Genomic DNA, 24,801 nt, shown 5'->3' on the forward strand with positions numbered 1-24,801 from the left:
GGAATAAGAATGAGGCTCAAAAAGTGGGGGAGTATCGCTCTAGTTTGTATGATGTCCGTTTCGATGCTGGCCGGGTGCAATTCTAAGGATGCTGATCCGGGAAGTACCAAGGATAAAGGAGGTGCCAATGGCAAAGTCAATGCGAGTGGATTTCCGATCGTAAATGACACCATTAAAGTGAGCGGATTTGCCGGAAAGTTTTTTGCCAATGCGGACTGGAACGATCTTAGACTCTGGAAAGAGTATGAGAAGATGTCCAATGTTCATATCCAGTGGGATACGGTGCAGAAGGATAATTTGAAGGAAAAACGTAATCTCCTGCTGGCAGGTGGCGCTTACCCGGAGCTGTTCTACGCCTCGGCGTTTTCCAGATCAGATCTGCTGAAATACGGCAAGCAAGGCGCATTCATTCCTTTAAATGATCTGATCGACCAATACGCGCCTAACTTTAAGGCTCTAATGAAGAAGTATCCGGTTATTGGCAAAGGGATTACGATGCCGGATGGTAACATATATGGGCTGCCAACCTTGTATGATCCGGAATTCAAGTCGGTTCTGTACGGAACACCTTGGGTGAAGCAAGAGTGGCTTGATAAATTAGGTATGCAGGAACCGCAGACGTTAGATGACTTCTATACTATGTTGAAAGCTTTTAAAGAAAAGGACCCGAACGGCAACGGGCAAAAGGACGAGATTGCCTGGGGCGGTGTGGGAACGACTGGTGTGGTGAACTACCTGAGAGGTTCATTTGGGTTGAATAATCATGGAACCTCCAACATTAACATTGATACAGATCCTCAGACGGATAAAGTACGCTTTATTCCAACGGATCCCCAATACAAGGAGCTGTTACAATTCGTGAATAAGCTCTACAAGGACGGATTGCTCGAGCAGGATATTGTATCAGTTAAGAGTACGGAAGTGGATGCTAAAGGTATGGAAGGCCTTATCGGAGTTGTGGATAATGTCGATCCGGTTGCGATATACAATCAGCAAGGTTATGTTGGCATGCCAGTACTGAAGGGTCCTCATGGCGATCAGACATACAATGCCTATGGTTCTCCACTCGGTAATATCGGGATGTTCGTATTGACAGATAAAGCCCAAAATCCAGAGGCCATGATCCGCTGGATGGATTATTTCTACAGTGATGAGGGCATCAAGACGTTCTTCATGGGCTGGAAAGATGAGACGTATAAAGAAGACGCAGACGGGAACGTAGACTATGTCGATAATATCAAAAACAACCCGGCTGGCCTTAATCTAGACCAGGCGGTAGGTCAATACCTGATCTGGCCGGGTGGATACTACCCTGGTTTTGTGAAGCAGAAATACTTCAAGGGTGCTGAAGGTCTGCCAACTTCGGTTGATAATGCGAAAAAAGCAGAGTCTCACATCTTACCACAAGATCAAATTTGGCCTCCATTTAATTTCACGCAGGAAGAGCAGCGGGATCTGACCACTTTCCAGACGGATATTGAAACGTATGTAGATGAAATGCGTGACAAATTCATTACTGGAAATGAATCCTTTGACAATTGGGATCAGTATGTGGCAGCTCTCCAAAAGATGGGCGTAGAACGATATGTAGCCATCTATCAATCAGCAGCAGACCGTTATACCCAAGCGGATTAGAAGGTTCATCCGTAGATTTCAGATCATAAAGGAGTGAACAAATATGAGTCAACTGAAAGCAGTCCTGATTGGAGCAGGTGCGAGGGGAGCGGGTGGCTATGCACCCTATGCACTTGATTATCCGCATGAGCTTACCTTCATTGCGGTTGCCGAAGCCGATCCAGTGAGAAGAGCAAGATTTGCTGAGAAGCACGGGATTCCGCCGGAACACTGTTATGAGACTTGGGAGCCCCTGTTGGCTGAACCTAAGCTGGCTGATATTGCGGTTATTTGTACACAGGACAGAATGCATTATGGCCCAACGATGCAGGCTTTAGATAAGAAGTATCATGTTATGCTGGAGAAGCCGATGTCTCCTGATCCGAAGGAATGTCTTGAGATGGAACAAGCGGCCAGAGATAATGACCGGCTGCTGACGATCTGCCATGTGCTGCGGTACACACCGTTCTGGAATACAATCAAGAAGGTGATACAGGAAGGACGTATCGGAGAAATTGTCTCCATTCAGTTGAATGAGAATGTAGGTTACTGGCATATTGCCCACAGCTTCGTGCGGGGAAATTGGAACAATTCCAACACATCCAGCCCGATGATCCTGTCCAAGTCATGCCATGATATGGACGTATTATCCTGGCTTGTGGATCAGCCTTGCCTTAAGGTCAGTTCGTTCGGATCTCTTAAACATTTTCATGAAGGCAATGCACCGGAAGGTTCCGCTGACCGATGCTTGGATTGTGCTGTAGAACCAACCTGTGCGTATTCTGCACCAAGATTTTATTTGAGTGACCAATTCAGGGGTTGGACAGGACATTTTACACAGGAGCTGACAAAGCCGAATATCATACAGGGCTTGCGTGATACCGATTACGGCCGGTGTGTATACCGGAGTGACAATAATGTGGTAGATCATCAGGTTGTGAATATGGAATTTGAAGGAGGAGCTACGGCCATGTTCAGTATGTGCGGCTTTACATTTGAGCAGGAACGTAGAATCCAGATCATGGGGACGAAAGGAGAACTTCGTGGTGAGGAAGATCAAATTACGGTGTACGACTTTTTGACACATCAAAAAACAGAAATCACAATCCCTTCTCAAACCAGTGGCCATGGTGGGGGAGATAGCGGCATTGTGAGGAATTTTCTGAATGAGGTGCGTCACTATAACGGTCAGGAAAGCCTGACATCGGCTGCAGCTTCCGTCCGGAGCCATCTGATTGCATTCGCAGCTGAAAAGTCGCGGCTGAACGGGGGCGAGTCTATCGATCTGAATGAATATGCCCGTCAGCTTATGGTGAAGGAAGAGCTATCTAAATAATCAGCAGTGTATCGATAAGCTGCCCCTCAAGGTATGAATATATTTTGAGGGACGGCTTTTTTTGTTCGTTTGGAATTCGAGAGTTTTCTTCACGGACCTTCAATACCATCACATCCACTAAGATAAACGGGAATCGGCTGTCGACTTAGGGCCAGTTATTCCATGACCCTACCAGGGGGGGGCTAACTGTAAGGAGAGGTCTGACACAATAGACTTGGAAAACGCCATGCCACAGAAGTTCGCCGGTAAGCTGAGTGACTTTGCGAATTACTTCTTGTGTAATATACTTAGTATACTAATATTATGATGTCAGGGTGGTTTTGTGGAATTGCATTTATACGAGCAGATATATGTCTCTATTGTACAAGAGATTAAAGAAGGTCGATTAAAAGAAGGAGACCGAGTCTCTTCTGAAAAAGAGTTGGCTGAAAAATTTGGCGTCAGTCGTATTACATCTAAAAAGGCTCTGGAGAAATTGGCAGATTCTGGGGTTATTAAACGAATACAAGGAAAAGGTTCATATGTGGCCGATGGTATAATTGGAGGACAAGAACCGAAGCACTATTCAGAGGTAATAACGAACTTGGTGCCTGAGGATGATAAGCGGTTGATCGGTTTTATTATACCGAATTTTTCTGACGAGTTTGGCCTACAACTTCTTAGATCGATGGAAAAGCGGAGTGCTGAGCATAATTATCAACTCATTATCAAGCGAACTTGCGGGGATCGGGATGAGGAAAAACGCGCGATCGACTTATTTATTGGTTTGGGCATCAAAGGATTAATCGTGACACCCATTCATGGTCAACACTATAATTCGGAGCTGCTTCGACTTGTATTAGATCGGTTTCCAATTGTTTTGGTCGATAGATATCTAAAAGGAATTCCGGTTTGTTCGGTATACACAGACAATAAGAAAGCAGCCATGGATCTTACGCGTCATCTGATTAGCAAAGGTCATAAAAAAATTGCCTTTTTATCTCCGCCGGAAGAGAACACGTCAACATTGGAGGGAAGGCTGCTCGGATATACGTTTGCCTTCACCCAAGAAGGAATGGACTTGAACAAAGATTATGTATTGACGAACTTGAAGGGCACCCTTCCCATGAACATAAACGGGACAGCGATTGATAGTGATAAAGAAACAGTAAAGCATTTTTTAAAACAACACCCTGATGTAAAGGCGTTTGTCGCGTCGGAATTTCTAATAGCTACCATGCTGGCTCAAGTCATCCACTCCATGGGGAAATCTTTGGAGGAATTCGAGATTGTTTGTTTCGACTCCCTGAACGATCACTTGGGTCAACCCATCTTCACACATATTAAGCAGGATGAGAATCAGATGGGTGAATTGGCAGTGGATATGCTAATCTCTCAGTTGCATGGAACAGCAGTTCCCGAGCTGAACATCATTGAACATCGTATGGTCGTGAAAAATAACAGGTAGGGTTAATACAAGCTCAGCTCAACAAAAGCAAGCATATTGTTCAAGGTGTCGAGAAGTCCCCGGGGGCTTATCGGCACTTTTTTTGATTTTTTTGATATCAGAAATAAACTTCGAAGCATGGACCTTCCTTACCTGGGAGATTAACGAACCTTGAAACGTCGATTTATATATCTAATTACAACCTTACGTCATGAATATTTATGTCGTAATATTGCAATTGACATGCTTCGTGATGTCATATTAATATACTGAGTATAATTAGTATAGCCAGTAGGATTCTTATAACAAATTCACTTTGTTCATCATTTTCTGATTTTAATAGTTCATATCACCAGTCTTGTTAGCGCTTACATAAAATGTGGATTGATCAGAAATGGAGTGGATTCTATAGGAATTCAAGTTAAACTAATTAATTTAACTTAAGGGGGACTTTGAATGAGGAGATCCAAAAAATTCGCATTTCCAATTCTTGTTTACTTTCTGGCTATGTCACTACTTGTAACCGCTTGCTCAACGAAGGGAGACTCAAGCGATCAGGCCGGAGAGGGGGAAACAACGGTTACGATGTGGCATGGTCTTACCTCCATTGATTTAGATAATTTGAATAAAGTCGTGAAGGCATTTGAAGAGAAGAATCCTACCATCAAAATGAAATTGGTTTATACAGAATCCAGCGAGGGATCCGATCAGAAGCTGCTGACTGCAGTCGCAGGCGGCAATCCTCCTGACGTTGCACTTTTCGACCGGTTTAAGGTCGGTACTTGGGCTGCGCAAGATTCTCTGACTGACTTATCCTCGATGGCAGCAGAATCCGGGATTCTTAAGGAAATGTATTATCCATTTGCTTGGGAGGAGTCCAGTTATCAAGGAAAGCTTTATGCAATGCCGATGGATACGGACTCTCGCCTGCTATTTTACAATAAGGATCATTTCAAAGAAGTAGGGCTGGATCCCAACAAACCACCACAAACAATCGCCGAGCTTGAAGCGGCTTCCGAAAAGTTAACCATCAAGGAAGGTAAACGTTTCAAACGGATCGGGTTCATCCCATGGTATTCGCAAGGCTGGTTGTATACTTGGGGATGGGCATTTGGAGGAGAATTCCAGGACGCTGCCACCGGCAAAATTACCGCAAATGATCCTAAAGTCGTTGAAGCGCTACAATGGATGACCGACTTCGGCAAAAAATACAATGTCGAGGATATTGCCGGATTCACAAGCGCAGCTGGCACGGAGGAAATGGATCCGTTCATTTCCGGTCAAGTCAGCATGAAGATAAGTGGAAACTTTACGGTGAAGGGTATCGAAAAATTTAAGCCGGATTTAAATTACGGTGTTGCACCAATACCGACCCCAACAGGTACTAATTTTACGACATGGTCGGGAGGCGGGTCCGCTATTATCCCTAAAGGCGCTAAGAACGTCGCTGCTGCTTGGAAATTCCTCGAATTCTTAGGGAAAGAAGAGGGGCAAACGTTATTAAACGCTGACTCTCAAATTTCCGTTATCGATTCGGTTAACGACAAATACGGTTACAAGGACGATCCGATTATGAAGGAATTTATTAATATTTTGCCCAATTCACACAACCGCCCGGTTATTCCTGAAGGACAGCTGTTGTGGAATGAGTTAGCTTCCGCTACGGAAAAGGCTACCCGCGGTAACGGTACTCCAAAAGAGAACCTGGATAGAGTAACAGAGACTATTAATAAGGCTTTAGAAAAATACGACAAATAGGGTGCTTGGTAGGCAGGGAGAGAAATCTCTCTCCTTGCCTATTAATGAATGACAATTGGAAGGAGAATGCAAATGGCGAAACTGGCCGATTCAGTTCAAGTAAACGCAATTCCATCGGCAAGGAAACGAGCACTCCACAGAACTAACGTGATTGGGTGGCTGTTTGCTTCACCTTGGGCTATAGGGCTGCTATGCTTTTATGCAATTCCGATGCTAATGTCCATCTACTTCAGCTTCACTACGTACAGCATTCTGCAGCCTGGTGAATTTGTCGGAATGAGTAATTATATAGATCTATTTCATGATCCTCTGTTTTGGAAATCCATATACAACACGCTTTATTTCACCGTATTTTTTGTTCCATTAAGTATATTTTTCGGTGTGGCACTCGCTATGATGTTGAATATGAAGGTCAAGGGGATGGCTATATTCAGAACGATCTTTTTCTTGCCTACACTTGTTCCACAAGTGGCTTTGGCTGTTCTGTGGATGTGGTTGTTACATCCAAACTTCGGATTGGTGAACGGGATGTTAGCGAATATCGGTATCGATGGGCCTTCTTGGCTTGGTGGTGAGTCGTGGTCCAAGCCTTCGCTCATCTTGATGTCGCTTTGGGGTATTGGGCAAGCCGTCGTCATCTACCTTGCTGGATTAGGAGATATCCCTGATGAGTACTATGAAGCAGCGCAGATCGATGGAGCTAACTGGTTTCAGAAAACGAGAAAGGTAACCTTGCCTTTGCTCACTCCCGTTATTTTCTACAACCTTGTCATGGGAATGATCGGTGCATTCCAACAGTTTACTCTTCCCTATACGTTGACCAAAGGGCAAGGAACTCCTGCAAATTCCATGACTTTTTACGTCATGTATTTATATGAGAACGGATTCAGGTATTTCAAAATGGGTTATGCCTCCGCAATGGCCTGGATCTTATTTATTATCGTTATGGCATTAACCGGAATTATTTTTATTACATCTAAACGCTGGGTTCATTATCAAGGGAAATAAGGAGGAGGAAGTAAGGGATGAATCCTACCGCTATCAAAAGAATCAATCGTGCTTTAGCCTATTTATGTCTAATTGTTGCTTCTGCATTTTTCATTATTCCGTTCATTTGGCTGCTTTCCACATCTCTTAAACCACTCACACAAATCTTTACATTCCCACCAGAGTGGATTCCGCATCCAATTCTGTGGAGTAATTATTCCCGTGCCGTTGAGTATATCCCTTTCTGGACATATCTGAAAAACACGGCGATTATAACAATCGTTAGTACGCTGGGTGTGATCATATCCTGTCCCTTGGTTGCCTATAGTTTTGCCAAGTTAGAGTACCGTGGGAGAGGTATACTTTTTTTTGTGACCCTTGCTGTGATGATGATTCCCGGACAGGTGACGATGATTCCTCTATTCCTGTTGTTTACTAAATTAGGTTGGGTAGGAACATCTCTTCCACTGATTGTACCCCAATTTTTTGGAGTGCCCATTTACATTTTTCTATTGCGACAGTTTTTCATGGGACTGCCTGATGCCCTGCGCGAAGCGGCCCGCTTAGACGGCGCTAGTGAATTCCGCATATATTTACAGATCATGTTTCCACTAGCCAAATCCGCCGTTTTAGCCGTGGCATTGTTTCAATTTATGGGGAGCTGGACTGATTTCATGGGCCCCTTGCTCTATTTAACCAATGAACCATCTTACACGGTTTCGCTCGGATTGCAGCAATTTCAGAGTCAAAAGGGATCCGAATGGGGTCTATTAATGGCGGTATCCACCTTGATGACATTACCTATTATTGTTTTGTTCTTTTTTCTTCAAAAGACGTTTATTAGCGGTATTACATTTAGCGGTATAAAAGGTTGAACAATCATAACGTTGGATAGGTTTGTTTGAAAAAAGTTAATAAGTAAAAAGGCAGCGATGTGTAAATTAGAAGCTGCCTTTTTGCGTACCAAAATAAGGAGATTCAGGAGCTCCTCGGCCACTCAAGCCTGAAGACAACCTGTCGGAGATGGAGGATTAGTCCTCTCTTCGTCTAATAATATATATGGAACATTAAGCGAATTCGTAGAAAAGACGTTATCAGAAACTCTTGAAATCCTGAAAAAACAATAAAGGAAGTGAGAAAGATTGATTAATAGCTGGGAAGTCATCAAACGTTTTTTAGAAGATGAGATTTCATCACAAGAACTTTATGAGGCTATATCTGATTTCATTGATTCCGTTCACATTCGTAACGGTGAGTTCGAGGGGAATTATTTCATCATCAAGAAGATGGATTTAATCAACTTTATTATCTATGTAGAGAATATCCATCCAGATGAAAATCATAGAGAAATTCCATATAGTACTTCAATTTATAAAGAGAACTTGCTTAAAGAAATAAATGAGCGGGCAAGAGACAAAAAATACATATTAAAACCTAGAAACTAGAATAGGTAGAATAAATTCAGGAGAAGTTGATGCAGTCGGACATCCCAGCATTCGTTGGGTCGTGAATATAGGAACGTATAGGAAATATCCGAGAATTATTTAGAAAGGAGCTTGAGTATGATTGTCCAATTCTCAGGAAGCCAAAAACTTCAAGACATATTAAAAATAATAGAAATAGAGCCTGAAAATTATTCTGATGTAGAAATCGTACAATGTGTAGCTAAATTCCTACCAAGCTATAATGGTGATGGAGCTGCAAAAGGATATTTCTCTATTATTTCGCATCTTTGTTATTATAGGCCTGATCTTGAATTTCCATTAATGAAGGTTGCATTGAGACCTTTGTATTATCTTGGTATGGAAGATCCAGATTTTGTTATCGAATGGGTTCAATTTTATGTAAGTGACATAAACACCAATTATTATTACACATCTAAACAAGGTAATGCATGGATTAAAGAAAGTTTGAAAAGTAAGCGCGAGATCATAGCCGCAATTTTTAAAGAAATAGATTTTGAAGATAATACTGAATGGGACATATAAATTAATATACACCGGGAGTAGATATTTGTATGGTGAACGGAGAGATTCTAAGCGCCCCAGGTCATGTTGTATTAAAAATGGATCAGGGTCGCCTATTCGTCCCATTTTGTTGGCGTAATTTCCTGGGAGGCCAGGAGAAGGCCTGCAAAGAAGGAGTTATCACGATGAAAATAGAACCTAATAAAGAGTTTGCTTGTAAGCTAGGCATTATGCTGGGGAGTAAATTAATCTGGTACAAGCATTTTCAGCCTTTTTGTGATGACATTATCCTTGAATACACGAAGCCGCCGTACTGGATCATCGAATTAGCTACGGTACGTTATCAAGGCAGTGCTATTGAAATCGTTAACAAATACATTCACTCCGAACCTTGTATCACTTATTACAATAGTAAACATTTCGATCAATACATTGCTTGTTTGTACATAAAGTACGACAGAAGAGAAATATCCTGGGCCAGCTTTCTGCTTGAATCTGGTCAGTATGCTGACAGTTGTGAAGCTTTGAAAGAGCCTTGTGAATACTTTTTTGATCTGTTAAGTCAATATGAAGCTGAAGAATTCAACATGGAGCTTGAACATAAACAAAGAGAAGAGATAAAAGATAAGTTTCGAAACGAAATTATTGAAATGCAGGAGATTAATGATGTGTTTAGGGAGTATTTTGAACAATATATTATGAAGGAAAGAGAAGCAGCCTTATTAAGAGAAATGGATTAAAGTGGAGGGGAATTAGAAAGGATTTTGATAACGTTCTTAAAAGAACAGAAAATGAATGAAGGAACTTGTAAACATTGGATCAAATGAATTGAAACCTTGTTTGGGATGTAACCTCAATGGCAGCACCAATTCTAATGATAAGGGTGGATGAATATGGAACGAGGACTCATTATATTTTTGAACGGAACGTCAAGTGCGGGAAAGACGAGCATCGCGATGGAATTGAAAAATCAGGGAGAGGTTCCATTTCATCATCTATCTGTAGATCAATTTCTCCATAATTATGATCAGTTTATCGACAATACATATCCAGATATGAAACCAACAAGAGAAGTGGAACACCATGTGATGACCGATATCCTTTTTGACCCGATCGCCTCGTTGTACTTTGCAACCATTAAACTGTTTTCGGAAATGGGTTTGAATGTCATCGTGGATACGGTCATCAGCAATGACAAGTGGTTTAACGGTTTTTATGATTTACTATCGGATTATCCGATATTGTTTGTAGGCGTGCACTGCTCTAAAGAAGAACTCACCAGAAGAGAGCAGAGCAGAGGAGATCGCGCGATTGGACTCGCCCATTCCCAGTTCGACTACATATACGCCTATGATGAATATGATCTGGAAGTGAACACGGAAGAGCTTAGCTCAGCTGCATGTGCGGAAAAGATATTAAGTTATATAAATTCTAGTCAGGGATACTCGGCATTTAAGAAATTAAGTAGAAGAGAGGTTAGTGTTTCATAGAACATGGATGCCTGGATAACATCATATTCATGCTTTAGGCGATACTGCACTTCGTTTTACTTGAGAAAAAAGAAGCCGGTGAATTAAATATCCGGCTTCTTTTTTTCGAACTCTCACAATAAAGAAAAGATTCTCCCTACACAAAGCGTTGAGTAAACTGCTAAGTTAAGTTTTTTACTTTTTTATTTTGTCTAAAGGTACGTTAATAGTTGTTGACTCCATCGGGGTTACGGTTGTTCCATTTGCTCAATCAAGGAAATCGTTAATTCTATAGATTCTTGATTGTCTAAATCAGTAGAAATCGACCTACGTTGAAACTCATCAAACAAGCCTTCAGCTTTAACAATAGTATCTTGATCATACAATTGTCCGTTTTTATCGCGGATCGTAACTTGAAAAATTCGATCTGGAATCTTTTCAGATGGATTCGGTTGATACTCTCTTTTACTGTACCATAAGCCAAATTGCAGTTTTTTTGAATTAGGCAGGTAGTAGAGCTTAGTAAGATGCACTTTCGAATCAGACAAAGTCTGATTTTGATCTGTAAGTTGAATTGGCTCTTCATGGTTATTATATGGATCTTCCCATTGTAATGGTAATGTAGATCCTGTTTTAAGAGAGATGAGTTCTCTGTCTGCATACCAATAAATCCCTACTAGAATAATGATGACTGATAGAAGTAAAATGATAACATTCCTTTTCACATAACATCCCTACCATCTTTAATTGTTAGACCTTTCCGTTTTGTATTTTGATGATAATCATGATTAATCCATATAATGGATTTTAAATGAGTGAAAGTGAATTATATTCATTAGTCGGTAAAAAGAATATTGGTATTTGTTTGCGGAGAGAGATTTTCCCGAATGAAATACCCGTCGGTTCAATCGTCTACTGTTTTGCATCCAAGAAATTGATTGCTAGTTTGCTTGGATGAAGCTATACATCTTGAAATGATGATAAGGAGGGCAACTCTATGAATCCAGAAGATGATATCCAACACATGTTACAGGCAATCATTGAGAAAACACAATCCATCATCAACGACAGTCGTAAGCGATCTTTCGGCTCTTTGGAGTATTTCTTGAAACATGTTCTAGTGTATCGAGATAAACAGCAATACATGTCTAACGAGTGGCATATCCGCACACCGCGCTGGCTAGGGGAGTATGGAAATACGCCGGAGGAAGAAGAGCTTCTTTCAGACATTTACCGACTGCAAGCGTATATCGCTGAGAAATTAAAGGACGGATAAGCGGCTGGTGATGTCGCATTAGTCCGGCCTAAATGTCGCAAAAGTACATGGTAACGCGATGCGGAGATCGTTTATACTCTCTTTATGTTTCGATAATGAAAATCATTATCATTTTTATACATAAGGGGGATTCATCATGAATCAAGGAACAAAGGGGCAGGCTGCCGGAAGCAAGGCCTATGCTGCTCACAAATCACGATTATTCATGGGCTTGATGTTAGCCCTAATTCTTGTCCTGACGGCTTGCGGTGCCGGAACAGGTACAGATAGCGGCAAGCAGTCTGCGGAAACGCCAGCGGAGACACCTGCGAATGAAGAAACTCAGACTACTGGAGCTTTTCCCGTAACGATCACGCATATGAAGGGTGAGCTCACGCTAAACGAAAAACCAAAGACTATTGCTGTGCTTGATGTTAAGTTTCTCGATCAAATGTTAGCTGTTGGCGAGAAACCGGCTGGCAGTGTTATCGCTGGAGGCAACACCGATTTTCCTGAATACTTAGGCGATCAGCCGAGTGATGTACAGGTTCTGGGTACACGGGACGAGCCTAATCTGGAAGCGATTGTAGCGTTGGACCCGGACCTGATTATCATGACGGACTTCCAGGAGAAGCAGTATGAGAATGTAAGCAAAATTGCACCTACCCTTGTACTCGACTTCTACGAAGATTGGCATGATACATTAGCCACGGTCGCTAAGATTACAGACAAGCAGGACGAAGCAGAGAAGGTGCGTAAAGCGTATGAGGACAAAGTCGCCGGACTGAAGGCGAAACTGTCGGAGAAGATGGGGGATGAAACGGTCGCCCTTATTCGTCCGAGAAAAGAAGGCATTCGTGTTCATGGTATCGAGCATCGCACAGGCGGCATTCTTTATCAGGATTTGGGTTTAAAAATGCCTGCACTCGTTGAGGGAATCAAGGATGATACCTCCGTTGAAATCTCAATGGAGAAGGTTCCTGACATTGGGGCAGATCGTTATTTTGTTCTGTCGGATGAGCTGTTTGCGGCAGAGGCAGAGGCGATGGTGAGTAATCCGGTGTGGAAGTCCCTTGATGCTGTGAAAAATAACCGCACGTATGACGTAAACTCAACACTGTGGATTGCATACTACGGACCTCTTGCGATTAATCTAATTGTAGATCAGGCATCGGAAGCTCTGCTCGGATCGAATTAATATGACCCATTATCTCTCGACAGACTTATGGAAAGAGACAGTGAAGGATCATTCGATTTTGCTTGGTGAGCCGCCTGAACATAGTGTCCGTACCATTGCTCTAAGTGAACTGCACGACGAAGCGGCATGCCGAGAGTATATCAGCTGGTTTCAGGAGTATATCGATGCGCCTGATATGAAGGTTGCCGCTTCCATGTTAGCCAAGCGAATTGGCTATCTGTGGACGGCTCCGCTGGTGACCGCGATGACTTTTCATCATCAGCATGTTTCGTTTCTGCTGGAGAACAGCTTTCTCTATCATCCGGCGCTCTCAGATCATGAAGGCGGCACACGATTTCCTTTTCTAGCGGTGAATGGACTTCGGGCAGAACCACTATCGGAAGACAGGGAATCCTCGCGGGAAAAGGTGGTCGAGGAGATGTTTGCGGTACAGCTTACACCGCTGTTAAAGACGCTTGCTGTGATTGCGCCTCTTTCCATGAGTATCCTTTGGGAGAACATCATGGTACGCATTGGCCGCCTATACACAACGGATGAAAACGAGACGGAGCAGGAAAGAGAGCAAATTCAGGCAGACTTTGCCTATCTGACGCAGGTGGCATCCGGGCAGATTTTCGGCGTGAGAAAGAATCCGTTAACTCGCTTCACCGAATGCAGAGACAATGGCTACGTTGCCAAAAGCGAGCGGATCACCTGTTGTTTTTATTATCAGATGTCAGGGGAATATTGCAGAAAATGTCCGAAAATTGACAATGAGAATAAATCTCAATTAAAATGACAACAGCAACCATTTTACCTTTGCTATTGTCAGGAGATGAGAGAAATGCCGCTGCAAGAACAGACAAGTCTATGGAGTGATACGACGATCAAGATGCTTGATGGGTATAGCGGTACTTTGCAGACAGGCAGTGTTCTTAGCGAAACAGAATTAACTTCAAATGTGTTGCTGCTGGCATGCGGAGGGGAAGGGGAGCTTGCAATGAATGGTGAGGTTTGCCACATTGGAGCTTCTTTTGCCTGTCATGTGGTGGAGGGCACATCCTTCACGCTGACCGCCAGATCAGACGAACTTTATTATATAGTGATCAATTATAAGGCTTCTTCCATGGAAGGAGCCTCTCATGTTATACCCTCATATCGCAAACACCCACTGCAAACTTCGTTTATTCAGAATCCGGTGACCCAAGCGGAATGGATCGAGAATGCGGAAAAAATCGTTGCCAAATGGCGTCGTGGCGAAGGGGTGGAACGTTTTCATGCCAATGCGTTGCTCCAGATGATGATCTACGAACTGATCATGGAGTATGAATGTGGTCAAGGCGGAGCAGAGTCCGACATGGTGGATGTTGTCGTGTCATATATATCATCGCATTATCGTCAGAATCTGGAGCTTAAAGAGCTGGCAGCCCTCGCTGGGTGCAGTGTAAGACAGTTGCAGCGACGATTCAAACAAGAGAAGCAGCTCGGACCGATGGAGTACGTCATCCAGCTACGCATGGAGAATGCATCGCGGATGCTGCATCATACGGATGCTCCCATTGGGGAAATTGCTGACAAAATGGGCTACCGTGACATGTATTATTTCAGTAGGGCGTTTAAGAAATATTATGGCGTTCCTCCGCTGCGTTATCGGCTTGCTGCCGCTTCGGAAACAGATGCAAACTATGCTCATTCCTTGCTGCGGAATCGATTGGCTTCTTCGTATGAGTCAGCCCAAGGCCCGGTGATCTGCCATATGCGAGGAGAGTATACTGTCACCGAGTTACCGCAACGTATCGCTGTACTTGATGTCCAGTATGCCGATCATTTGATTGCGCTTGGGTTGTCTCCAGCGGGAAGTGTAGGAGTAGGAAGTGCAACGTTCCATTTTCCGCAATATATCAGGGCAGGACTTCAAACTACCGAATTGCTCGGAACGTATGAGTACCCTGATCTGCTTGCTGTGGAACGACTGTCTCCAGATCTGATTATTTGCACCGAGGTGCATGATCAGCACGTTGAACGGTTAAGCCGGATCGCTCCAGTGATTATGTTCAAGCGTAATGAGAGCTGGCAGAACATCCTGAGTCTGTTCGGTGAACTGACAGGCAAGCGGGCAGAGGCCAAGCGTATACTTGCGGATTATCATCGACGTACTGCTTTGCTGTCCGAAGAACTGGCTCCAGTACTGGCAGGTAAAAGTGTGGCATTGATTCGTCCGCTGGACTCTCTCGTTCGGGTTCACTCTGCCGCTCATCGTACAGGTGCTGTGTTGTACCGTGATCTGGGTCTGCCTGTTCCGTTATTTGTATCCGATACCGCTGACACAGCCTATCATATCTCGGTTGATAGATTAACGGCTGTACAAGCCAGTCACTACTTTTTGCTCAGTAATGAGCTTATGCAGGATGGGATATCCGCGACAGAACAGCGTGTTTGGGGGATGCTGGATACGGGTGAGCGACAGCAAATACATTCCGTAGATGCTGCGACATGGATCGGCTGTTATGGACCGACAGGCATTAATGGCATTGTGGATCAGATTGAACAGGCGTTGTTGGCTTGAGGGGTTATGATTTTTTTGTTGTTTGTAAAACGGCAAGGTAGCTCTTTGATACGGCTCATCGTAAATCATATTATAACTTATTGAAATTGCTTGCAGATTTAATATTGACGGTAATTGCAATTTAGCCTCACGTAATGTAAAATTACTTGATGGAAAAAACATGAAGGAGTGGGAGTATGAGGTGGAAACGGAAGACTTACATTCAGTCGACTTGCGTAATTTCATATTTTCATTCCATTAGGACACTAAAGCATTTATTGCTTTAGTGTTTTTATTTTATGGGGGTGTAATAATTGTCAAGGTACAAAAGGGTTCTCGTTAAGCTAAGTGGTGGAGCAGTAGCAGGAAACTCTGAATTTGGTTTTGAGCCAGAAAGGTTAGACCATATTGCGGATGAAATTATGTCAGTAGTAAATTTAGGCGTTGAAGTATCGTTAGTTATAGGTGGGGGTAACATTTTCAGAGGCAATATGGCGGAAAGCTGGGGGATTGAAAGGGCAGAAGCTGATAACATTGGGACGCTTGCGACTGTAGTAAATAGTTTAATGCTTCGTGGAGTTCTTAAAGCCAAGACCAAAAAAGAAGTACGAGTAATGACCGCAATACCTATTACTTCAGTTGCAGAACCATACATCCGTCTAAGAGCAATCCACCATCTAGAAAAAGGCTATATTGTAATTTTTGCAGGGGGGAACGGTCAACCTTACGTTACAACAGACTATCCTTCAGTACAAAGAGCCATCGAGGTTAATTGTGACGCTATATTAGTTGCAAAGCAAGGTGTTGATGGTGTTCTTAATGCAGACCCTAAATTTGATAAAGATGCAAGGAAATTTCGTTCGCTTCATTACAACGACGTTTTAAAACACAACTTAAAGGTAATGGACCAATCAGCTTTCATTTTAGCAAGAGACTACAATCTGCCAATGCATGTGTTTAACTTCGATAAACCAGGCTCGATGAAAGAAATTTGTGAAGGTAAGAATAACGGTACGATAATTAGTGGCGAATCAGTTTCAGAGTTGGAATGAAATATGTTAGCAATACTACTCTCCCTTGATTTAGCGAAACGATAGTTCCACAAAAGAGAAGTTCTATTCAAAATTCCACTCGGCCATGGAGTGGGATTTTGTTTATGGCTCCACAAAGTCAGACCTCCCAAGCTTAAAGCAAGTTAGATATTCATAATCTTTTAAGTTGGGGTAATACCAGCGTCACTGTCACCAAGTGCAAGCGTATGGGTTAGATTGGAAATTGTTGTTTGTGATTTAGATAACATAAAGTTAACTTTGTTAATAAATAATGTAAATTTTATGTCATTCCTTGCTTCAATTGCTCTGATATAATTTCTGCTAGAGCGAACCTCCCAGTAAACAAGTAACAACTCAACCAGAACAAAACACTGAGGGAAAACTGATAAAGTCATCGGAAAGTAAAGAAAAAGTATCGCCCCATTTGTTATATAGCAATGAAGAATTATTCGCTGTATGGAAGTAGCTAATAGCACATGGTGATATAAAAAGAAGGAACAGAAGATTTCAATCCATACGGGGATTAATTCAGTTAGCAATCGAGTAAACATGCGAAATCATAACTTCATAGTAGGAGTGTGAGATATGAAAAAAACAATATTGGCTTGTATGATGATAATGTTGATGCTAGCATCGGCTTGTGAAAATGTTGAAAAGACATCCAATCCCAGTACTTCTAGTGAGCTTAAACCTGAAACTCAGGAGGCTATTATTCAAAAAAACACATCCGATTATTGTACGGTAGACCGTATAAGCTTGGATAGTGAAACTGATAAATATTTCTATGGAACTTGGAAAGTTGAGAAGCTTTTAGGATTTGCAAATTCATATAATGATGCTTCTGAATATCCAACAGGGCAAAAATTTATTGGAGATAAAGTTATAATCGAAAAAGACTTTTTTTCATCAAAAGGACTTAAAAAGTATAAGAAATATCAATATGAACTAAAAAATCCATTATATCAGATTACGGCGACATGCTATAACTCTGACTCTTTTTATAGATATTATAAAATAGATATCCCAGACATACATATAAATGATGAAATAAAGGCAATAGATATAAGTGACTCTTCAACAAAAATGAGCATACCTGTAAGTTTAAGCTTTTTAGCTGTTAATAACGATAGGCTTATCTTGTTATCAGAGGCAACTATTTTTGAGCTTAAAAAAATTATTGATTAACTGATTAAATGAATTAAGGTTATGTAATAAGTTCTGTGCTAATTTATAAACAAGAAAGGTCAACCTCTTTAGGCTGACCTTTTCTTGTTTATGTCGTAAACGAGTAAAATACAGTGTATTAACTGGATATTTGCGAGTAAAACCCGTGCCTTTACTAATTTTGAACAATTATCGTTTTCTTCTTTTGATCCGTATGGATAAGGGTTTGAGAAAACTAATGATTATCCCTTATTCGCCAATTCACCTTCTTAAATGTAACAATATGGGTTAATATATACGTAGTTCAGGCACTAGTAGGAGGTGATTCAATGAGAAAAAATATTGCAATAATCATACTAATGGTTGGATTGATAATAAGCATGTACTTCAACTATCAATTCAAAGCGTACAAAGACAATCAAAAGGTTGATTACACGGTTAAACTGAATCATGGAACTCAAATTGGTATAAAAGAATCCATCTACAATTTAGATAATGTGATAAAAAGCTTAGAGGACAATTCTTCGAAGGAAACAGTCATACACGCATTAGGAAATGTGGCAGTATCTTTGAAAGTGGGTGAAGAATCATTCGTCTTTCTGAAATCCGACTTCCGGGAAGATCAATTATCTTCAACCTATTTAATCTATAATGTGTTTAGAGATATGTATACGCATATAAGAGTAGAAATCATAGGCGAAATATTATCGAATAAGGTTTCGCTAGAAAAAGAATCGAGAAATCAACTTATTCAGGATATAGGACTGCTCAAACAAGATTTGGAGTATATTGATAGTCAATTTAACGAGGATATTCTGAAAGAACAAAATCCTCAGTGGATTGAAAATAAATGGAAAGAGTTAATTGGAGAGATTGTAAATAGAAATACGGATTATAAGTTATATGAAAGAATGAAAATGAAGTACAACTTATAAGTAGTTTTTGGAAGTTAATTGACATCTAGATAACAACATATCTACGCCGTTGCTTTCGCTTCTTGGTCTGTCGAGGGTATTCGAAGAAGTGGAGTCAGCAGGTAACCCTGCACTATTAATCGTGTCGCGACAAGTCGTTGCACTCTTTGAGGTAGTGAGGGTTTGTAGATACACGAACGTTATGTGAAATACCAGAAAACCTAATAAGGAGAAGCTATGAACGAAAAAGCTAAAGGCAAATTAAAAAAGCAATTTCTATTCATCGTTCTATTTATTTTTATAATCGTAATTCAAGTAACTGCCAATAACTTAGCATATCACCCTCCTGCATGGACAACTGCATTATCAATTTTTTGCTTTATTATATTTTGTATACTTGGCCTTATCACATACCTTGATCTCAAGAAACTAGAGCAGTTCAACACAATTGGACAAATAGTAGAGGTGAATAATAACATCGTTATAGTCAAAGGACTGGGAAGAGGTAACACCAAAATTAAAATAAATGATAGTCATGCCGTGAATTTGATGCAGCCAAATGAACTTATTGAAATAACGAGATTAAAATATTCAAAAATGATAACGAAAATAGTATATAAAGACCAAGAGATAGATCCTTGATCAAGTCATTGAAGAGTGTGGTACTTATAAATAAAAATAGAGTATATATCTTGATGTCCGTCTGAGGTAGAGGGAGTGAATGTAAATGAACAACATAAATTCTCATAATTGCAACCTAAATATAAGGTATGATCTGGCTGATGAGGTATGGGATAAAGTTTCTAAAGTGTATGAGCGTATGCCAGGGTGGATTGGTTATAAAAGTGGAGTTCCATATTGGTTTGGGTCTGAAGAGGATGATGTTTTTATTGAGGCATCCGTAGAGCCTAGTGGATTATCATTTTATGCACAGATGAATAACGATGATTGGACGTCTTGGATAGATAGATTTAAGTCAGAAGCGTCAAAAGTGTTGGGCTTTGAAATTGGTGAACCTGAAGATGGATAAATGTGATGAATGAAGAAAGATGTAATGATGAATGAATATGGTACATTACATGAGTCAAACGGTCGGTATGCTTTGAGGTTTGTACGATCTTTTCATCATAATCCAGAAGATGTTTTCCTTGTTATTACTAATCCTAGTTCCTTCGCCCAATGGTCCCCTTTCGCAACAGAAGAGATGGATCTCAGACTTGGTGGCAGGATTGCCTTTGATGATGGTGAAGGGACGACATATGAGAGACCATTAGAGAGTTAGAAAAGCCCTATGTATTTGGTTTCTGTGAAGTTGATGACCTGGTTAACATTTCATTGTAGGGCAGAAGATAAAGGGTGTCGAATGGTCTTTACCCATACGTTTAACGATGATACATGGGTAGTGAATATCGCCGCAGGATGGCATAGGTGTCTGGATGTTTTGGTCCAAATTATCCATGGTAAACCCATTCAGTGGCATGATAACTCCACTGAGCTGCATAAAATCTATAGTGAATTATTCAAGATAGAAGATTAACAGAATTAAAAAAATATTTCAATATAGCACCCTACCTCAACGTTGACCACCATAGTGGGTTGTTGTCGTGATTAAGGATTCGTGAATACAGATTAGTTATCTGAAACCGACAAGATGGGGAGGAAATAAAGATGGTATTAGGACTATATAGAATCAAGGGATTGATTACACTTTAGACTGTAATCAATTAGATGCGATAAAATTTCCTGGTTATATTTGGGCGGATATATGCGCGAGAGCAGGTTATCCGTCTATTGCCATTCCAGCGGGGTATAGAGAAAACGGTCGACCATTTGGGATAACTTTTGCTGGGAAAGCATTCAGTGAACCAACTTTATTTCGTATAGCTTATTCTTTCGAACAACGAACGAAGCATCGCAACAACCAGTATTCAGCTACCGTGATACGATATTAATGATAACTACAGATGAGGGTATAACAAAGAAGACGATGACATCTGATAACACAGCATTCCTACTGTGGGCATACGCCCTTGATCGCTAAGAAAGATTTTCAAGCGGGTTTTTCAGGCGATACATTCAACCAGCTAAGTCTAACGACCCGCTCCCTACGTTCACTTAAGCTGCTTGAGCGTCAGAAATGCCAAACATTATACGAAATTGCCGAAAGGATTGATGGAAGTTGATTCAAGGAGAATTAATTTATAAAACAATAGACTCTCTGAAGAAAAGATTAGAAAATAATAAATTACTAGAACTACAACTTCAAGAAGGATATTTAACTCAAGCTACCTGTCAGTTTAATGAAGCAGCAGATGAAAGTGATTTATTGGAATTCCAAAGGAAGTTAGGATATAAACTTCCGAATGATTATATTAACTTTTTGAAGATAACCAATGGCTCATCATTATTTGACCATCCGCAATACGGTGGAGAAGCATATTTATATAAGTGGCAGGATATTGAAGAATCAACGTATGAGGAACCAAATGATGGGTACTTAAAGATAGCCTATATTTACCAAGATAATATAATAATTGATCTGAAAGCATATAGCCAAGGCTCAAATAATTACTTAATGGTTAAGGGGCACATAGATCATTTTCATGAGTCGAGGCCCTTGAATATGAACTTCGAGTTGTGGTTCGAACGATTTATTATCAGTCAGGGAGATAAGTTTTGGGAATGGTCAATATATACGGCAGAAAATTATTATAGATTAAGAGGATAAAATATTTAAGGAAATTTTAGAGGAGTACTTTCGAAGTAGAGGTTTCGTGAATACAGAAACGTTATGTGCAATTGTATTAAAAGAAGTTAGATCTCGGCGTTCATCTTGGCTGCTTTTGTTGTGGGATGGAATTTGTATGTTTAGAAGGACAGAAGCTAAATGGGTAACTTAAGCATTATTGATAAATGCCATGGTTAGACTTCGTAATGCCGATCTCAGGGTAAGAGATGTCAAAGGCAAGCTATTCATAGATCAGAGATAAGGTGGTCACAGAATGGAAGCTAAAATGCTGTTTGGCGTTGGCTTAGTCTTCGATACTTCGGAATTCGGAACCATCGTTATGGGGGTCAATGAAGAGTTGGATGAACTACTCCCTTCAACAATCAAAGAGATGATCGGTGACCAGATTATCATTAAAAAAACGGACGGGGAAGAGCAAATATATAAAATTGTTTCTTCTCAAATTAATCATTCTATAGCCGGCAAGAAGAATATCGGTATATGTTTGGGAAAAGAGATATCCCCAGACGAAATACCTGCGGGTTCAATCGTCTATTGTTATTCATCTGGACTAATTGATCAGTAGGTATGCTTTGTTGAAGCTACATGGAGTAGCAATTTTTTATTGCACTGGCTGTGCCCAACTTTACTTTTAAAGATCATATATGTTCCGAAAACATCGGAAGGTCATCTGGTTCCCATATTTGGGGTGAGGAGAGCCTTCCTTTTTATTTCTCGAAATTGCGGAGAAAGACATAGACTCAAACAAAGGAGAGTTTCCTATGAACGATGATACTACAACCGAAGAGACGATCACCATAACTTAAGGCTCCACGAATTCACTGCATATTCGTTGTCCCTATAACCCTGCATATATTCAGCGCATTCGTCAGATTACGGGCAGAAAGTGGGAACTCAAATAGAAAATGTGGATCGTACCCTACACTATAGTGGCCATCCAGGAGTTTAAGAGCCAGTTTGAGCTAGATGAAGTTCAGATTACCCTGGAGTTGTGGGTTGAGAATGAAGAACTGCAGCAATGGAAAGCTAGTAGGGGAAACAATCAGTGGAGCAAAGAACCGTTGCAAAAGGCGCTAAAGTTACGAGGATACAGCCGAAAAACGATTAAAGCCTATGCCTATTGTAATCAGGTTGAACGATTTCTGAGCAGCCTTCGCCTTAAAAATACGGATGTCACTACATCCAATGTTCAGAGATTGCTTGGGTTTGCTTGAGCGAGGGATCTCCCATCAAGCGTGAATCAGACCATTAGGGTTATACGTTTCTATTGCAAACATGTGCTCCATCACCCCACTGAAATCCAGTATATTCGTCCCAAAAAGCAGACTAAGCTTCCACAAGTGTTGTCTGAAAAAGTAGTTGCTCAATTGCTCAAATCCGTGACCAACCCTAAACATAAGGCAATTATGTTCCTGACCTATTCTTCCGGGCTTTGTTTAGGTGAAGTTGTGCGTCTGCGTTGCAGCGATCTCGATATTGAAAGGCAGACACTTATTGTGAGACAGGGTAAGGGCCAAAAGGATCGGAGGACGCTTCTTTCAACTCTCGCCTGGGATATGGTGCAGAAATACATAGCTGAATATAGACACAATCGTTGGCTGTTTCCGGGGCAATCTTCTAAACGACATCTTACCGTGCGGAGCGTGCAGAAGGTATTTGAAGAAAGCTAGACAACGCGCAGAAATTGTGAAGAAGGTTAGTATTCATGTGTTAAGGCATTCCTTTGCCACTCATTTGCAAGAAAACGGGACAGACCTCCGCTACATTCAGGAGCTACTTGGTCATAAGATTGCGCGAACAACTCAGCGATATACGCATATTAGTGCGAAAATATCCAGTGTATTCAAAGCCCACTGGATCGGATGGTTTTGGGAGATTGAGAGCTACTCTAATTCTCCCTTTTTCTCCAACCTTTTCTTCGCAAATGTCACAATATGGGTTATCATAGACGTAGTTCGGATAATGGATGAAATGTGTTGTATTTACGAAGTACATAAATTAGATGTTAGACGCAATTACATTGAAAGAATAAACACACGAAAGGAAGATCTTTATGTATAAATTCTGTGTATTCTGTGGGGAGAAGCCAGTAGATAAAAATAAAGAGCATATAATACCCAAATGGTTAATATCAGAGACAGGGGACTTAAAAAGAAATATTAATGTAGGAGTGAACTGGAGAACTAAAAAGACACTATCTTACTCATTTGACTCATTTGTATTCCCTGCATGTTATGATTGCAATTCTAAATTTAGTTTGCTCGAAGGGAAAGTAAAACAAATATATCTTAAAATTGATAATGATGAGAGTTTGAATCAGATGGATATTGATATTTTACTTGATTGGTTAGATAAAGTCAGAGTTGGTTTATGGCTTGGATATATAACATTAACTTCAGATTTTTTTGAGGTACAACCCCATCATTTTATTTCAACAAGGGTTTCAAACGCTGATAGAATGGTCGCCATATATAAAGTTAATGATTCGCAGAAAGGGATAGGTTTTAGAGGAGTAAATCTTCCTGCATTTCATTATCAACCTTCGTGTTTTGGATTAATTATTAACAATTATTATTTTCTCAATATCTCAACTCACTCATTATTCTCAAGAAGGATAGGATTTCCCTACATAACGAATCATAGTTATTCAAATGAAGAAATTTATGCGGGTATGGTTATTGGAGAGTTACAAAAAGGTATTGAAAGAATTATGTTTCCTTTGTTAAGGAAGCGTGTTTTTGGCTCCCCTATCGAGTTGTATCAGCCGATAATAGATAAATCTATGCTTAACACTGAGTTTATGACTCGTTACGTTAGTGATAACACTCTCGATATAAATAGTGGAAAGGGGAAAATATACTTTCAGGATAGAACATTGGGTAGTAGCTTTTTTCTAGATAACGGTAATTCTATTCTTTTGGATAAACTAAAAAAATATAATAGATTTGAATTGGAATACCTTTTTGCAAAGCAAATATTGGAGTACCAAAATCTAATTCTTGACATGAATAAAATTTCAGATCATATGCTTTCGAAAGACGAAAGGGACTTAATAAAGATCAGAAGTAATTTTTCTAAAAAGATAAATAAAATATTGCTGTCTAGGATGAAAACTGAGTTTACAGAGGAAATAATAGAAGTTGTAAGTAAGGAATTGGAAAATGAATTCTATGGCTTTTATTTATGACACGAAGAAGGCAATGCAACTGCGTCTAACATAATATTCAAGCATCGGCTCCTGTGGAGCCTTGGTCTGCGGGGTGGATTTCGAAGAGGAATTTCAGCAGACAACCCCTTGGGGGTTCATGAATACAGTAACGTTATAGGAAATCAGCAAACACATAAAGAAAACTTATTTTATTCAAGATTTTTTAAGGGAAGTGATTGA

27 protein-coding genes and 1 pseudogene are annotated in these 24,801 nt (G+C 40.7%); 27 read left to right on the forward strand and 1 reads right to left on the reverse strand.

Translation table 11 applies throughout. The annotated features are described in order from the left end of the window. Nucleotides 1-9 precede the first annotated feature (9 nt). From A6049_RS07195 to A6049_RS07240, 10 genes are all read left to right on the forward strand, one after another. A complete protein-coding gene (locus A6049_RS07195; RefSeq protein WP_063564003.1) occupies nt 10-1,635 on the forward strand; it encodes a type 2 periplasmic-binding domain-containing protein in 1,626 nt (541 codons plus the stop codon). 43 nt (nt 1,636-1,678) lie between these two features. Beyond that, on the forward strand, nt 1,679-2,950 hold the full coding sequence (locus A6049_RS07200) for a Gfo/Idh/MocA family protein (protein WP_063564004.1): 1,272 nt from the start codon (nt 1,679-1,681) through the stop codon (nt 2,948-2,950). A gap of 322 nt (nt 2,951-3,272) precedes the next feature. Further along, nucleotides 3,273-4,397, forward strand: a complete 1,125-nt coding sequence (locus A6049_RS07205; protein WP_063564005.1) for a GntR family transcriptional regulator — start codon at nt 3,273-3,275, stop codon at nt 4,395-4,397. 435 nt (nt 4,398-4,832) lie between these two features. Further along, on the forward strand, nt 4,833-6,134 hold the full coding sequence (locus A6049_RS07210; protein ID WP_063564006.1) for an ABC transporter substrate-binding protein: 1,302 nt from the start codon (nt 4,833-4,835) through the stop codon (nt 6,132-6,134). A 72-nt stretch (nt 6,135-6,206) separates the two neighbouring features. Further along, entirely contained in the window at nt 6,207-7,142 is a 936-nt protein-coding gene (locus A6049_RS07215; protein WP_063564007.1) for a carbohydrate ABC transporter permease, read from the forward strand. A gap of 17 nt (nt 7,143-7,159) precedes the next feature. Further along, nucleotides 7,160-7,996, forward strand: coding sequence for a carbohydrate ABC transporter permease (locus tag A6049_RS07220; RefSeq protein ID WP_063564008.1), 837 nt, complete (start codon nt 7,160-7,162; stop codon nt 7,994-7,996). Between the two features lie 267 nt (nt 7,997-8,263). Then, complete coding sequence (locus A6049_RS07225) at nt 8,264-8,566, forward strand: hypothetical protein (RefSeq protein WP_240321337.1); 303 nt, start codon at nt 8,264-8,266, stop codon at nt 8,564-8,566. Nucleotides 8,567-8,683: 117 nt separating this feature from the next. Then, a complete protein-coding gene (locus A6049_RS07230) occupies nt 8,684-9,109 on the forward strand; it encodes a hypothetical protein (RefSeq protein ID WP_063564009.1) in 426 nt (141 codons plus the stop codon). A 29-nt stretch (nt 9,110-9,138) separates the two neighbouring features. Continuing rightward, nucleotides 9,139-9,828: a hypothetical protein gene (locus tag A6049_RS07235; RefSeq protein ID WP_240321338.1), complete on the forward strand. Its 690-nt coding sequence runs from the start codon at nt 9,139-9,141 to the stop codon at nt 9,826-9,828. Between the two features lie 153 nt (nt 9,829-9,981). Beyond that, nucleotides 9,982-10,578 (forward strand): chloramphenicol phosphotransferase CPT family protein, encoded by a 597-nt coding sequence (locus tag A6049_RS07240; RefSeq protein ID WP_063564010.1) that lies wholly within the window; start codon nt 9,982-9,984, stop codon nt 10,576-10,578. Between the two features lie 227 nt (nt 10,579-10,805). On the opposite strand, the gene A6049_RS07245 is transcribed toward A6049_RS07240, so the two are convergent. Continuing rightward, a complete protein-coding gene (locus tag A6049_RS07245; RefSeq protein WP_063564011.1) occupies nt 10,806-11,282 on the reverse strand; it encodes a hypothetical protein in 477 nt (158 codons plus the stop codon). 272 nt (nt 11,283-11,554) lie between these two features. On the opposite strand from A6049_RS07245, the gene A6049_RS07250 reads away from it, so the two are divergent. From A6049_RS07250 to A6049_RS07325, 17 genes and pseudogenes are all read left to right on the forward strand, one after another. Further along, nucleotides 11,555-11,833, forward strand: coding sequence for a hypothetical protein (locus A6049_RS07250; RefSeq protein WP_063564012.1), 279 nt, complete (start codon nt 11,555-11,557; stop codon nt 11,831-11,833). A gap of 136 nt (nt 11,834-11,969) precedes the next feature. Further along, entirely contained in the window at nt 11,970-13,010 is a 1,041-nt protein-coding gene (locus tag A6049_RS07255; protein WP_063564013.1) for an ABC transporter substrate-binding protein, read from the forward strand. Between the two features lies 1 nt (nt 13,011). After that, complete coding sequence (locus tag A6049_RS07260; RefSeq protein WP_063564014.1) at nt 13,012-13,788, forward strand: (2Fe-2S)-binding protein; 777 nt, start codon at nt 13,012-13,014, stop codon at nt 13,786-13,788. A 45-nt stretch (nt 13,789-13,833) separates the two neighbouring features. Next, nucleotides 13,834-15,555, forward strand: coding sequence for a helix-turn-helix domain-containing protein (locus A6049_RS07265; protein ID WP_063564015.1), 1,722 nt, complete (start codon nt 13,834-13,836; stop codon nt 15,553-15,555). A gap of 293 nt (nt 15,556-15,848) precedes the next feature. Beyond that, entirely contained in the window at nt 15,849-16,586 is a 738-nt protein-coding gene (gene pyrH, locus A6049_RS07270) for a UMP kinase (protein WP_063564016.1), read from the forward strand. 585 nt (nt 16,587-17,171) lie between these two features. After that, nucleotides 17,172-17,771: a hypothetical protein gene (locus tag A6049_RS07275; protein ID WP_063564017.1), complete on the forward strand. Its 600-nt coding sequence runs from the start codon at nt 17,172-17,174 to the stop codon at nt 17,769-17,771. Nucleotides 17,772-18,079: 308 nt separating this feature from the next. Next, nucleotides 18,080-18,685, forward strand: a complete 606-nt coding sequence (locus A6049_RS07280) for a hypothetical protein (RefSeq protein WP_063564018.1) — start codon at nt 18,080-18,082, stop codon at nt 18,683-18,685. Nucleotides 18,686-18,901: 216 nt separating this feature from the next. Then, complete coding sequence (locus A6049_RS07285; RefSeq protein WP_063564019.1) at nt 18,902-19,306, forward strand: hypothetical protein; 405 nt, start codon at nt 18,902-18,904, stop codon at nt 19,304-19,306. 85 nt (nt 19,307-19,391) lie between these two features. After that, on the forward strand, nt 19,392-19,694 hold the full coding sequence (locus A6049_RS07290) for a hypothetical protein (RefSeq protein WP_063564020.1): 303 nt from the start codon (nt 19,392-19,394) through the stop codon (nt 19,692-19,694). 27 nt (nt 19,695-19,721) lie between these two features. Continuing rightward, nucleotides 19,722-19,946, forward strand: a complete 225-nt coding sequence (locus A6049_RS33950) for an SRPBCC domain-containing protein (RefSeq protein ID WP_240321353.1) — start codon at nt 19,722-19,724, stop codon at nt 19,944-19,946. Nucleotides 19,947-20,355: 409 nt separating this feature from the next. Beyond that, a pseudogene (locus A6049_RS32530) lies at nt 20,356-20,616 on the forward strand (hypothetical protein); the annotation flags it as partial. 227 nt (nt 20,617-20,843) lie between these two features. After that, a complete protein-coding gene (locus tag A6049_RS07300) occupies nt 20,844-21,392 on the forward strand; it encodes an SMI1/KNR4 family protein (protein WP_063564021.1) in 549 nt (182 codons plus the stop codon). 274 nt (nt 21,393-21,666) lie between these two features. Continuing rightward, the gene (locus tag A6049_RS07305) at nt 21,667-21,978 is read left to right on the forward strand and encodes a hypothetical protein (RefSeq protein ID WP_240321339.1); all 312 of its coding nucleotides are present in this window, start codon (nt 21,667-21,669) and stop codon (nt 21,976-21,978) included. 340 nt (nt 21,979-22,318) lie between these two features. Continuing rightward, complete coding sequence (locus tag A6049_RS33715) at nt 22,319-22,627, forward strand: hypothetical protein (protein WP_063564022.1); 309 nt, start codon at nt 22,319-22,321, stop codon at nt 22,625-22,627. Nucleotides 22,628-22,648: 21 nt separating this feature from the next. Next, nucleotides 22,649-23,083: a tyrosine-type recombinase/integrase gene (locus A6049_RS34360; RefSeq protein ID WP_063564023.1), complete on the forward strand. Its 435-nt coding sequence runs from the start codon at nt 22,649-22,651 to the stop codon at nt 23,081-23,083. A 16-nt stretch (nt 23,084-23,099) separates the two neighbouring features. Further along, a complete protein-coding gene (locus A6049_RS34365; RefSeq protein WP_275078619.1) occupies nt 23,100-23,474 on the forward strand; it encodes a tyrosine-type recombinase/integrase in 375 nt (124 codons plus the stop codon). Beyond that, nucleotides 23,467-24,600 (forward strand): hypothetical protein, encoded by a 1,134-nt coding sequence (locus tag A6049_RS07325; protein WP_063564024.1) that lies wholly within the window; start codon nt 23,467-23,469, stop codon nt 24,598-24,600. Before A6049_RS34365 ends, A6049_RS07325 begins: the two co-directional genes overlap by 8 nt. The last annotated feature ends 201 nt before the right edge of the window (nt 24,601-24,801 follow it).

It is taken from the genome of Paenibacillus sp. O199 (genome assembly GCF_001636635.1).
Classification (GTDB): Bacteria; Bacillota; Bacilli; order Paenibacillales; family Paenibacillaceae; genus Paenibacillus; species Paenibacillus marchantiae.